Source organism: Pseudomonas sp. B611, from assembly GCF_055407965.1.
The window spans coordinates 525,307-538,279 of the sequence record NZ_JBUZST010000003.1; the positions used below are offsets into that span (position 1 = coordinate 525,307).

Here is a 12,973-nt window from a genome sequence, read left to right on the forward strand (position 1 = left end):
CTAAATAGTTTCTCATCAGGTGTAACACGATCTGTCTGCGAGCCCCTCAGATCAACAGGAAAATGGCCGCCAGGGCTGCAAAGATCGCCCACTTCTCCAGGTAATAACGCGTGCGGTTGCGCTTTTTCAGCGCCTTGCCGCGCAGGCGAATCTTGTACAGCCGGGTAAAGGCGCGATTCAGCCCGCCGGTCTTGTCGCCGGCGTCATTGGGCGAGCCCGCCGCCGCCATCACGTTGCGGCTGAACCAGCGGTTGAACGCCGCCGCCCAGCGGTATTTCATTGGCCGTTCGATATCGCAAAACAAAATGATGCGGTTCTGCTGGGTGGCGTTTTCGGCGTAATGGATGTAGGTCTCGTCAAACATCACCGCCTCGCCATCGCGCCAAGCGTAGCGCTCGCCATCCACGTCGATGTAGCAGGCCGCATCGTTGGGCGTATCCAACCCGAGGTGGTAACGGTAGGAACCGGCGTAGGGATCGCGATGGCGCACCAGCTTGGAACCTGGCGGCAGCTCGGCGAACATTGCCGCCTTGATCGAGCCGATGCCCTGCACCAGTTCAGTGGTGCGCGGGCACAGTTTCATCGCCGAGGGATGGCTGTCGCCGTACCACTTGAGGTAGAAGCGCTTCCAGCCGGACTTGAAGAACGAGTTGAAACCCACGTCGTTGTACTGGTCCGAGCGCTTGATTGCGCCGGCACGCATCAGGTTCTGCCCTTCCTGGCGAATTTCTTCCCAGTGTTCCTGCAATGGGCTGAGGTCTGGAAAATCGCTGGGGGCCAGATAGGGTCGGCTGGGCAGTTTGGAGAACAGATAGAGAAAGCAGTTGATCGGTGCCAGGAAGGTGGAGTGGTCGCTCAATTGGCGGCCCAGTGAGTGGCGCACCCGGCCACGCAAGTGCACATACGCAATGGAAGCAACGTAGAGAACAACAATAATAAGTTTCACGGTATGTCGTCACACGTCAGGAGAAAACAGGCTGCTCCTGCGTGCCCACGACGGCCGAGGTTTGGATAAGCAGCAGCTGAAATCACAATTCACAGACAGGCAGCGCAGGCGACTCAGTGACAAGCCGCTGCGTGACCATTTGGCAGATATTTAGCCACAAGTTGTAACTAAAAGTTAGCGAAGAATTGTGAAAAGCTGTCCACTCAGCCTACTTATTGCGGCATATATCGTCCTCGCAGATGGCCCCGGCGCAGGCTCGCAAAATACCGCACCATCGCCACCAGCACGCCCAGCATCAAGCCAGTTAACAGGCTCACCGCCATCACGAACACCTTGCGGGGTTTGATCGGGGCCAATGGCTCTTGGGCCGGGCGGTCGATCGTCGCCAGCTGCAACCCGCCCATATCAAGATTGAGCGCACGCAGCCGGGTGGTTTCCGTGCGGAGCCATTCAACATCCTGTAGGAACATGTCCTCGTTGCCGCGCGTTTTCAGTGCGTCAACCTCGCGATTGACCTCCAACAAACGTAGCTTTCTGTTGATTTCGGCGACGCGCTCGTTGGTAACGTCGTCACTGCTGCGTTTCTGCAATACCGCACGTTCAGCTTCCAGCACTTGAGTCCCCATGAAAAACAAAGGGACCGTTTGCTGGGAAATCTCCGTTACCTGGCTTGCCCCACCCATTGCCGAGGGCGTGGTCGGCCTTGTGATACCGACGGACTGGGCAATGGCAATGGCTTCAGCCAGTTGCGCCAAGCGATGGGAGCGCTCCTTTGCCATCTCCTCGCGCAGGGCGCCGAGTTCATCCTGCAGTTGGCCGCGCTTGATGGCATCACTCTCCAGCAGCCTGGCGATTTTCGTGGACTTTTCGTTCTCATAGTTCTCACGGGCGGCATCGATTTTGCGGCCGAGCTCCGCGAGACGATTGTTGACGATCACCTTGATATCAGCCGCTACGCGCTCACGTTGGCGGGCAATCGCGTAATCCACAAAACCATTGAGGATCGCCACTCCGCCGCCGCCCTGGGGGTACTGCATTTCCAGGCGTATATAGGTGCCAGGGGCGGTGCTGTTTTTCGGATCGGGCAGCACCTGGCTGACGAGGCTGCGGTCAAACGCGTCAAAGCTTCGCTCCTGGTTTTGCCCTGGCCGCTGGTACGTTTCGAATAGCATGGCATTGGCGTTGAAAAAACCAAGCCGGGTGTCATAGGAATCCAACTGCAACGCCACTTTACTCAATGCGTCGGCCGGCGACAGCGGGTAGACCTCGGAGCGGTTGAGCGCGTCCAGCTCATTGAGCTCCACCGGCCTCAGTACACTGCTGGCCTGGTACACCTGAGGCGCAAACATCGCGTAACCGATACCCAGGATTGTAGCGATGGCTGCGCACGTGAAGACCAGCACACGGTGTTTCCAGAGCCCATGGGCCAGTTCGAAAAGATCGATCTCATCCGAGGCCGGATGCGCAATAGTCGGGGGGATTTTGTTCACTGTAAGTTCGCCCTGAAGAGTGGTTATTCAGCGCCCGACAACACAGACCTGAATAACGACGGAATAAACAGGGGGCAACGTCAAGGGCGAAAGAGGCGCCCTTTGTTACACACGAAAGCATAGAAGGTTACGCGCGTGACGCTGCCCGAGGGCGAGAAAATAGCGCCAATCCATTGCCGACAAAGGGGAATTTTGCCCAAACACACAGAATAGAGACGAGTCCTACAGCCTTCGGAAAACTGATTGACTGAATACAGCCCATTACCGCTAACTAGCGGCGAATAGCCCTTCAACAAAAAGGAATTTGTATGTCACTTAACACAGATCCAGACCTGCAAGCCCTGCAAGGTATCTGGGAGCAAACCGCACTGGAAGACAGCGGTGTGCTCAATCCCGTCGATGCCCACAGCGCTCCCGGCGCCATCACAACGATTGTGGATGATCGATTCGAAGTGACTACCGTCAGTGGCGAGGTGTTGCTCGCCGGACGGTTTTTCCTCGACAGCACAACCACCCCCAAGGGCATAACCTGGATCGACAGCATGGGCGATGACGCCGGCAAGCACCTGCCCGCCAGCTACCGTCTCGAAGGGGATGAGTTTGTGTTTATTGCAGCGGATGAGCACATGCCACGCCCGAGTGAATTCCGCACCGGTCCGGGCCAGACCATGCGCACTTTCATACGCCGGGCCTGACCCGGTCCACGTGCGAAATCAAGACAACCTTTTCACACGCCCTTCACTTTGCGGCCTGTAGGGTGAAGCCTACCTACTCCTGTAAATCCCTTGGCCCGCCTCTTCTCGCGGGCCTTTTTTTGCTCGCGCGAACCGGCTCAGCGCTTCGTGGCGGTCAAGGTGAAACACAGCGGCAATTGCGCAGGCTGGTGCTCATATTGGTCATAGAGTTCCTCGCGGTTGGAGTGCGGGTACTCCTGCAGGTGGCCAATCTGCAGTCCCGCCGCTATTGCGCCGCTGACCAGGCTACCCATCGTGTGCACGAACCAATAGGACGTCGGCCCCGCCACCTCGCTCAGCCCTTCGTAAACGATGGATTCCTGCAACACAAAGGGATCGCGCTGAAAGTACGAACTGGCGGGCAGCAACGGGTTGCTCGCGTGCGGGTCGAACACTTCCAGGAACGGGTGGGTTTCATACATCACCAAGGTGCCGCCCGGCTTCAAGGTACTCGCGACGTGACGCATAAACAGCGCCACATCCGGCATCCAACCCAGTACACCGATGGTGACCAAGGCAACGTCAAAACGCCCGTGCAACCGCTCGGGTAAATGATGGATATCGGCTTCGATGAACTCCGGAGAGTGAGGCGAGACCTCGGCCAGTTCCTGTGCCTGCTGCAAAAACGCCCGGGATTGATCGACCCCCACCACCGACCGCGCGCCCAGGCTGAACAACGACAGGCACTCACGCCCGTTGTTGCAGCACAGTTGCACCACGTCTTTGCCGGCGACGCCGACCTCTTGCAGCAAAGCGGTGATGGTGGGGTCCAGGCGCGAGAAGCCTGGATCGGCGGCTGAGCGCAGCAGGTTTTTCCAGTTATCCGTATCTTTGTGCAGCTGGGCGGATTCATCCCAGGCGTGCTTGTTGCTGGTGATAGCCTCTTGGGCTGAGGGCATGTCCATTGCGTCTCCAGAACTTCGTAACAATCGGGCTCAGAAAATAAGCCAAGCGCCCGCCAAATAAAAGCCTATCGCCACCGCGAAACTTATCGCAAAACCCACAGGTCATTAACGCAATGGGCGTTCAGCCGTTGAATGCCGCTCCCGAAGCCTGCGCCGTGACCCCACACTCAGACCTGCGTAACACCCTGTCCCTCGACAGCCTGAACTTCTTCCTCGCCGACGTGCGTGACGGCCTCGGCCCCTACCTGGCGATTTACCTGCTGGCCGTGCACCAATGGGACCCGGCCAGTATTGGCGTGGTGATGACCCTTGCCGGTATCGCTGCGCTGATCAGCCAAGGTCCGGCAGGCGCGCTGATCGATCGCACCCGCAGTAAACGCGCGGTAATCGCGATTGCCGCCATCCTGGTCACCGCCAGCTGCCTGCTGTTGCCCTTCGTCAGCTCATTCAGCCTGGTGGCCCTGACCCAGTCGGCCAGCGCGGTCGCTGCGTCGGTGTTCGCCCCGGCGATCTCGGCGATTTCCCTGGGCATTACCGGCCCCCGCGCTTTTACCCGGCGCACCGGGCGCAACGAGACCTTCAACCACGCCGGCAACGCCACCGCCGCCCTGCTCGCCGGCGGCCTGGCGTACCTGTACGGACCGGTGGTGGTGTTCTACCTGATGGCGGCCATGGCGCTGGCCAGTGTGGTCGCGATCAGTTGTGTGTCGGCAAGCGCCATCGACCATGACGTCGCCCGTGGCTTCGACCCCGACCACGTCACCGACCACGCGCAACCCTCAGGCATGGGCGTATTGCTGGCGAACCGCCCACTGCTGGTATTCGCCATCTGCTGCGCGTTGTTTCACCTGGCCAATGCCGCGATGCTGCCGCTGGTCAGCCAGAAACTGGCGCAAATCAACCTGCACCTGGCCACACCACTGACCTCGGCGTGCATCGTCGCCGCGCAACTGGTAATGGTGCCAGTGGCCTGGCTGGTGGGCATCAAGGCCGATAGCTGGGGACGCAAACCGCTGTTGCTCGCCGGCTTCATGATCCTGCCGTTGCGCGGCGTGCTGTATACCCTGTCCAACGACCCCTACTGGCTGGTTGCGGTGCAAATGCTCGACGGCATCGGCGCGGGCATCTTCGGCGCGCTGTTCCCGGTCATCGTCAAAGACCTCACCCAAGGCACCGGCCGCTTCAATGTCAGCCTGGGCGCCCTCTCCACCGCCTTCGGCCTGGGCGCGGCACTGAGCAGCAGCCTGGCGGGTTTTGTCGTGCAACAGGCCGGTTACAACGCGGCGTTCCTGACCTTGGCCGGCGTGGCTGGCGCGGCGTTGGTGCTGCTGGCATTGGCGATGCCGGAAACCTTGGCGAAACCAACGCTCGCACGGCAAACGGCAGTGGCCTGACAAAGGCGGCGATGTGCGCTTTGGCGCCTATACCCTGTTATGGTAGCGGCCTCAGATCGCAATGGAAGCGTCACGAATGTACCCATGGAAGACGCTAGCCATAGCCGTCCTGGCTTTGACCGGCACTCAAGCAGTGGCCGCGGAAAATGCCAATCCTTTTGATAAAGGACTGATGATTACCACCTTTCTGCCGACCATACTGATCGGCGGAATCACCTCCCTCACGACCGAGCCACCCAAGCTGTTCAAAACCGCCAAGACCGATGCCTTGGCGTTTGTTGGTTCAGGTGGTGAGATTCGCGGTGCGGAGTTTGAGCAGGCGTCCCGGTATTACCGTGCGACCTACGCAACGCCCCTGATGTCCGATATGCAGCTGGCGGAGGCGATTGCTAGTTTGTTCTGATAAGTGGAGCGCCTGCTTAACATCGTACTGGCTCGCTAGCGTCTTGATTCAGGGATCAAGCTGCGTCTTGGAAACAAATTCGTAGCGTCTTTCACCGTGTTCCCTCGCGGTTAGGTAGACGTGCCCCGCAGCGCCTTAAACACCAAACTTGGCGCTTTACCTGGGACATCATCCAACTGTCCATAGGGTTGCATGCCGATCTTCTCTAGCACCCGGATAGAAGCCATATGATCTGGTCTGACTAGCCCGTAAACTTCGGACAAATAAAGCTGTTCAAATGCATGTGTAAGCGCATCTCGTCCTAACTGGGTTGCATAACCCTGACCCCACGCTTCGACCGCGAAGCGATACCCCAGATTGACGCGCTGTTCAGTCAAGTAATCGTGGAGGGAAATGCCACCAAACCCTATGACGTGCGCCGGCGCATCGCTCCTTGCAATAGCCCATACACCGTATAGATGCTTGTCCCAATGCTCGATCCAGCGACCCAGTAAATCCTGTGCGCTGACAAGATCAGTCATTGGGCCTGCCGGGTTGAAAAGGTTGGTTTGTGGGTCGCTATAAATAGTGAATAGTCGCTGTACATCAAATGGTTGCGGCGCTCTATAAATCAGGCGGTCCATCATGCTGAAGCTCTCCAATGCCGACCAAAATCTACGCAGTCTTAATCGCCTACTGTGGCGCGGGACTGTAGCACTGGGGGGCCAGATGCAAAAAGCCCAACGCGGGGCTGGGCGTTTAAACCGCGAACTACACGAGCAGTAACTACGAATGGCTCGAAAGCCAATGGGTTTGCCCGCAGAAATGGACCTCCACCACAGATCGATCCGCATCCGCTTTATGTGGAACGGCCACCGGCGCAGTAACGTTCCCCTCCCCCCGGCACAGAAAGGAACCAAGCCTGCCGCCCAGGTGTTGATCAAGAAATGGCCTGATCAAGCTGGGGTCGCTCAATGACGACAAGTGCACCGAACACACCCAGCAAACACCCGACTCGCACAAACAAACGCCTCCCGCCCCCAAGCCACTAAATATCCCTCGTCGCCTGCCATACAACTGTCGCCTCACATATGCGTCAATGCGCGCCAAATTCCAACACACATCCCCAATTTTCTGCTCAGCGACCGGGTTTCGCGCCTTGATGTCGCTGTTGATGCATGCCTGTAGGCTCCTGCCGACACGCTCGCAACCCATTGATAGGTAGAGCATTTTATCTCAACAGCTAACATCACCATGCGGTCTGAAACGTATTCTGGTGATTAGCGGTGATCAGTGTTTATTGGGTGAAGTCATCGTGAGTAACCACTCGTAATGCACCGAAATGCACCCGTTGGTTCCAGAAGTTGTCCCGACGGGAGAATTTTGGCCCATGCCGAAACTGCATAACCCTCCCCTTCGGCGTCCTGCCGACCTATATCAAATCCCAAGCTTGCGCCGGCTACGTTCATCAAGCTGACCCTAGCCGTCCTGATAGTGCCTGACTGATCATCGGGCAAACCTGCATTTTCCAGTGGGCGCTATAAAGACAGGCCAAGCCGGCCGATGTGAGTTGCGGAACTACATTTATGCACCTCGTTGATTCCCCACCACCTCTAGATGCATGCTCAAGGGCAGATCGATCTGCCTAATAAAAAGACGTGACCACCCTATGGACGCAGCCGCATCCGCCGCTTTTCAAGACCGATAGTCAAATTCAGGTGGGGATAGCCTCATAGGCTATCAGCCTTTCCACAGATCAGATAAAAGAGCAGGCCTGCAGCCCTTATTCTGTATGGGGTTCGGCCTTATTTATGGTACCGGTTCACCCCCTCGCCCGACGTTCTGACGGCCGAATACGATCAACGCAACGAAGGCTGTCATCGCAAGCAATAATCTAAGAACTGTCTTATTTTCTCAGTCGCACGTAATCGATAGGGTATCTCGTCAACGCTCACACCTACCCTGGTTATCAAAAAATGTGCATTTCAAAAAAACACTATTGGCTATCCTCTTTGATGATTGCGGTAGCCACGAGCTTTATTGGCTATTCATCTGAAACATTGGCAGCGAACTGCCGGTTCAACCAAGGTGGCGAATTTACGGCTAACTTCGCTGTCAAGCCAATCGCCTTGACAGTCCCTCGAGATACACCTGTAGGCACGGTGGTTTATGAAGAGTCCATAACAGCGCCACAACAAGGTTTTTACTGCCCTTCGGCGTCCCCCTTTATTTTCGCACTTAACCCTACGCTAGGTAGCGTCGCTACCGGCAACGTTTTTCCTTTGGGTAAAACCGGGCTATCACTCAAAGTCAAAAACACAGTAAATGGCTATTTAAATGCGGACAGAATTATCGCTGGCCAGAGTTACCAGGACGTCTCCAGGGCCTACACCATTGAAATTATTAAGTCGGGTGAACTGTCATCGAAAAATGAGGTTCCTGCAGGCAATCTGGGGGCGCATCGATTCGGTGACCTTGACCTTGTGAAGATCAATCTGGCCAACCCAATCATTTTAAACGCTGCATCCTGCGTGACCCCGAATGTATCTGTTCAAATGGGTGATGATTATTACCTTTATGAATTCAGCAATATCGGTGATACGTCACAAGCCGTTAAATTCAATATTGGCCTTCACCAGTGCCAGACAGGCATCCAGAAGGTCACGTACTCTCTTAAAGCTACCACTCAAGTCATTGATCAGAAGCAGGGCATCGTTGCGTTGAATGCCAGTTCGACCGCCAAAGGCATCGGTCTGAAACTAATGGACGACGCAGGTCAGCCTGTTGCTTTGGATGCCACTTATCAATTCAACGGCTTCAGTACCACAGGCACAGACTTCAACATCCCTCTTTCTGCTTCTTATTACCGCCTAGCCGATAGCGAACTCAAAGCTGGCACTGCAAACACATCAGTAACTTTTATAATGAGCTATCTGTAAAAACACGATGAGCTTCTCACTAGAATAGAGTTGAAGCTGCCCTGTTCACCTCACAGAGGAACAGCCATGCCTAACTCAGACCTGATCCCTCCCCTACTCTAGAAGCTCTACGAAAATCAGCTCGCCCTCGAGGCGTCCATCATGGAACTCTCGAACTGGGTTGAACTGCGCAGATCCGCCGATGTGGCAGAGAACATACACGGCGCTTTGCAAACCATCGATGAGAACGAAATGTTCATTAAGCTGACCCTGGCCGTCCTGATGACGCCTTACTGATCATCGGGCAAAACTGCAGTTTGTCGCCTCAGCCCTTCCGCGTCGCCAAACCTGGAAAACTGTATACACATACAGCGTTAAGATCCCCCATCTTGACCATCGATGAAGACACCTCAGAGGGGCTAGACTGAATCGCCTATGGGAATTTCTAGACACCTTGCAAGCAATTTAAGAAATGTCTTATTTCTATACAGCCACACTACCACCACAATTAAAAATCACCAACCGTATAGTTTTATAAAATGAGAAAGCTCTTGCGGGAAGCGCTACTCTTAGCTGCCACTTTATCCATTTTATCACTCAACGTATTCGCTGCAGAAATCTGCAGATTTCAAGGCAATTCAAATCAGGTAGACCTTCACTATTCCGGAATCAAAAGCGGAAGCTTAACAGTGCCAAAAGATGCGCCAGTCGGGACAGTCATTTATGAAGAAACGCTTACAGCTTCCTCTCAAAGCTTTATCTGTCCCGACGCAGGATATTTAGTATTCCAGTTAAACCCGATCTTTGGAAAGGTGCTTAACGGCAGCAGCTTCCCACTTGGAAATTCCGGGCTCTCGTTGAGAGTCTATACGAACGGGCACCCTGTTCAAGTAGAGAGCCGCATAAGTGCGGACCCTCAAATATTTCCGAGCAGAGAATACAAAATTGAGATTTACAAATCAGACAACCTATCATCGCAAAACACAATTTCCCAAGGCTTATTAGGGGCACACTATGCCAGTGGTATTACTTTAGTACGTCTCTATCTAGACAATCCAATAATCTTAAACACTGCTTCCTGCCAGACTCCTTCTACCTCCGTAGCCATGGGTGAAGATTATGAACTCGGTGAATTTCGCGAGGTCGGCGCAACACAGCGAACGGTGCGCTGGAACATCACTTTGACCGGGTGCCAGAGCGGAATCAAAAAAGTCACCTACTCCCTCAAAGCTACCACTCCTGTCATCGACGCGGCAAAGGGTGTGGTTGCACTCAACAATACCTCGACCGCCACTGGTAGAGGCCTCCAATTGATGAACGACGGCGGACAGCCGATTGCACTCAATACCAACTACGCGTTCAATGCCTTTACTACTACAGGTACCGACTTCAAGATCCCCTTTTCAGCGGCGTACTATCGGCTGCCAAATGGTGATCTCAATCCCGGCAGCGCCAATACTGAAGTCACCTTCATTGTGAATTATCTATAGTACTTGGAGAGCAACGTCGATGCACAACCCGGGGCGATTCAAAGCTTTAACCCCTTCCCCTTCAAAATCAGCCCCTATAGCGCCAAGGGTAGGTTCTACGGCGCGAACTCACCCAGGCTTTCGCGAGCAGTTGGGATGGCATATTCAAGTAACTCCAACGGGACATTCTGTTCGAAGAGCGTCACCTCAAAACGCAGCGTGTGATCATTCCTGAATATATCGAAAACCAACTCATTGCCGCGCCAGCACTCAATCGCCAAGCCGTCATGCCCCTTTGTCACGTGTGAGGCGGTAAAAAACTTGTATTCAACTCCGTGTAAGACCACATCGCACCTCCCTATCTGAGGTGGCAACGATACCTCTCCCCTCTATGAATTTGATAGCCGCTATAGCGGCAAGTGCGAGCTCGACCCAAGAGGCCTTGAAGTCACTTGCAAGAAGTACGTGGTTGTCGGTGAACAGCGAGCGAGGCCGTCTACTCACGAAAGCCCATCAAACCAGCCCAACACCCATAACGTCTTCGCAAACTGTTTTTCATTGGCCAACAACACCAGCAGCACCAAACCGCTCCCCATAACGATACAAAGTCCACCCCCTGTTCCATCAATGACAATCAGAAGCCCCCCAACGCCAGGAGTGCAACACCGAACGCCCCTACCCACTTTCGGGCCTGCTTTTGCTCGGGATACTTGTCGAACATCCATTTTCTCCCCACCGAGTAACATCTCGATCAACTGTAGACCAGCCGCGACCACTCACTAGCCACCATCCGCGGCCAGCCCCCCATGTCAGCAGCCGAACACATCCAGCAAACGCCTCCCGCCCCCAAGCCACTAAATATCCCTCGTCGCCTGCCATACAACTGTCGCCTCACATATGCGACAATGCGCGCCAAATTCCAACACACATCCCCAATTTTCTGCTCAGCGACCGGGTTTCGCGCCTTGATGTCGCTGTTGATGCATGCCTGAAGGCTCCTGCCGCCACGCTCGCAACCCATTGATAGGTAAAGTAATTGATCTCCACAGCTAACATCACCATGCAGTTCGGCGCCAAGCCGCTCTTCGAGAACGTCTCGGTCAAGTTCGGCGCTGGCAACCGTTATGGTTTGATCGGTGCCAACGGTTGCGGCAAGTCGACCTTCATGAAAATCCTCGGCGGTGACCTCGATCCGTCTGGCGGCCAGGTCATGCTGGAGCCGAATGTGCGCCTGGGTAAGCTGCGCCAGGACCAGTTCGCCTATGAAGAATTCACCGTGCTCGACACCGTGATCATGGGTCACGAGGAGTTGTGGAAGGTCAAGGCCGAGCGCGATCGTATCTATTCGCTGCCGGAAATGAGCGAAGAAGACGGCATGGCCGTGGCCGAGCTGGAAACCGAGTTTGCCGAGATGGACGGCTACACCGCCGAATCCCGTGCCGGTGAGCTGTTGCTGGGCCTGGGTATTCCGCTGGAACAGCACTTCGGTCCGATGAGCGAAGTGTCCCCAGGCTGGAAGCTGCGTGTATTGCTGGCCCAGGCGTTGTTCTCTGATCCTGAAGTGCTGTTGCTCGACGAACCGACCAACCACTTGGACATCAACACCATCCGCTGGCTGGAAAATATCCTGACCCAGCGTTCCAGCCTGATGATCATCATCTCTCACGACCGTCACTTCCTGAACAGCGTGTGCACCCACATGGCTGACCTGGACTACGGCGAGCTGCGCCTGTTCCCGGGCAACTATGACGAGTACATGACCGTGGCGACCCAGTCCCGCGAGCAACTGCTGTCGGACAACGCCAAGAAGAAGGCGCAGATCACCGAGCTGCAATCCTTCGTCAGCCGCTTCTCGGCCAACGCCTCGAAAGCCAAGCAGGCCACTTCCCGTGCCAAGGCGATCGACAAGATCCAGCTGGCCGAGGTCAAGCCGTCGAGCCGTGTGAGCCCGTTCATCCGTTTCGAGCAGAACAAAAAGCTGCACCGTCAGGCAGTCATGGTCGAAAAAATGGCCAAAGGCTTCGATGGCAAACCGCTGTTCAAGGACTTCAGCTTCCAGGTTGAAGCCGGCGAGCGCGTGGCGATCATCGGCCCGAACGGTATCGGCAAGACCACCCTGCTGCGCACCCTGGTCAGCGAGCTGACGCCGGACGCCGGTAGCATCAAGTGGACCGACGCCGCGGAACTGGGTTACTACGCTCAGGACCACGCCCACGACTTCGAAGACGACGTGACCCTGTTCGACTGGATGGGCCAGTGGACCCAAGGCGAACAGATGATCCGTGGCACCCTGGGTCGCATGCTGTTCTCCAACGACGAGATCCAGAAGTCGGTCAAGGTAATTTCCGGTGGTGAGCAAGGCCGTATGCTGTTCGGCAAGCTGATCCTGCAAAAGCCGAACGTGCTGATCATGGACGAACCCACCAACCACTTGGACATGGAATCCATCGAGGCGCTGAACCTGGCGCTGGAGAACTACCCGGGCACACTGATCTTTGTCAGCCACGACCGTGAGTTCGTATCGTCCCTGGCCACCCGCATCATCGAGTTGAGCGCCACCGGCGTGATCGACTTCAGCGGCACCTATGATGACTACCTGCGTAGCCAAGGCGTAGTGTTCTAAGCACCGCCCGCGGCACACAAAAGCCCCGTCCACTGTGACGGGGCTTTTTTGCATTTAATGGCACGTCATCATTAATAGATAGCCTGCTTTCTTTTCCCCCACGCCCTTGCCA

10 protein-coding genes and 1 pseudogene are annotated in these 12,973 nt (G+C 55.6%); 7 read left to right on the forward strand and 4 right to left on the reverse strand.

Annotated elements, in window-relative coordinates:
• Positions 1–46: 46 nt before the first annotated feature.
• Entirely contained in the window at positions 47–946 is a 900-nt protein-coding gene (gene lpxO / locus ACZRMO_RS10645; protein WP_463972812.1) for a lipid A hydroxylase LpxO, read from the reverse strand.
• Between the two features lie 212 nt (positions 947–1,158).
• Entirely contained in the window at positions 1,159–2,436 is a 1,278-nt protein-coding gene (locus ACZRMO_RS10650; protein ID WP_463972813.1) for a Wzz/FepE/Etk N-terminal domain-containing protein, read from the reverse strand.
• 308 nt (positions 2,437–2,744) lie between these two features.
• On the opposite strand from ACZRMO_RS10650, the gene ACZRMO_RS10655 reads away from it, so the two are divergent.
• Positions 2,745–3,131 (forward strand): TIGR03067 domain-containing protein, encoded by a 387-nt coding sequence (locus ACZRMO_RS10655; RefSeq protein ID WP_463972814.1) that lies wholly within the window; start codon positions 2,745–2,747, stop codon positions 3,129–3,131.
• A gap of 137 nt (positions 3,132–3,268) precedes the next feature.
• On the opposite strand, the gene ACZRMO_RS10660 is transcribed toward ACZRMO_RS10655, so the two are convergent.
• Positions 3,269–4,075, reverse strand: coding sequence for a class I SAM-dependent methyltransferase (locus ACZRMO_RS10660; protein ID WP_463972815.1), 807 nt, complete (start codon positions 4,073–4,075; stop codon positions 3,269–3,271).
• Between the two features lie 155 nt (positions 4,076–4,230).
• Between ACZRMO_RS10660 and ACZRMO_RS10665 the strand changes: the two genes are divergently transcribed.
• Complete coding sequence (locus ACZRMO_RS10665; RefSeq protein ID WP_463972816.1) at positions 4,231–5,469, forward strand: MFS transporter; 1,239 nt, start codon at positions 4,231–4,233, stop codon at positions 5,467–5,469.
• A gap of 76 nt (positions 5,470–5,545) precedes the next feature.
• Entirely contained in the window at positions 5,546–5,872 is a 327-nt protein-coding gene (locus ACZRMO_RS10670; RefSeq protein WP_463972817.1) for a DUF2388 domain-containing protein, read from the forward strand.
• Positions 5,873–5,982: 110 nt separating this feature from the next.
• On the opposite strand, the gene ACZRMO_RS10675 is transcribed toward ACZRMO_RS10670, so the two are convergent.
• Positions 5,983–6,498 carry a GNAT family N-acetyltransferase gene (locus tag ACZRMO_RS10675; RefSeq protein ID WP_463972818.1) on the reverse strand — a complete coding sequence of 172 codons (516 nt, stop codon included), beginning with the start codon at positions 6,496–6,498 and terminating at the stop codon, positions 5,983–5,985.
• A 1,368-nt stretch (positions 6,499–7,866) separates the two neighbouring features.
• On the opposite strand from ACZRMO_RS10675, the gene ACZRMO_RS10680 reads away from it, so the two are divergent.
• The 4 genes and pseudogenes from ACZRMO_RS10680 to ACZRMO_RS10695 all read left to right on the forward strand — a co-directional run bounded on the left by ACZRMO_RS10680 (position 7,867) and on the right by ACZRMO_RS10695 (position 12,861).
• Positions 7,867–8,790 (forward strand): fimbrial protein, encoded by a 924-nt coding sequence (locus tag ACZRMO_RS10680; RefSeq protein WP_463972819.1) that lies wholly within the window; start codon positions 7,867–7,869, stop codon positions 8,788–8,790.
• Positions 8,791–8,856: 66 nt separating this feature from the next.
• Positions 8,857–9,066 (forward strand): annotated as a pseudogene (locus ACZRMO_RS10685) (hypothetical protein).
• Between the two features lie 242 nt (positions 9,067–9,308).
• The gene (locus ACZRMO_RS10690) at positions 9,309–10,259 is read left to right on the forward strand and encodes a fimbrial protein (RefSeq protein WP_463972820.1); all 951 of its coding nucleotides are present in this window, start codon (positions 9,309–9,311) and stop codon (positions 10,257–10,259) included.
• Between the two features lie 1,015 nt (positions 10,260–11,274).
• Positions 11,275–12,861: an ABC-F family ATPase gene (locus tag ACZRMO_RS10695; RefSeq protein WP_124524611.1), complete on the forward strand. Its 1,587-nt coding sequence runs from the start codon at positions 11,275–11,277 to the stop codon at positions 12,859–12,861.
• The last annotated feature ends 112 nt before the right edge of the window (positions 12,862–12,973 follow it).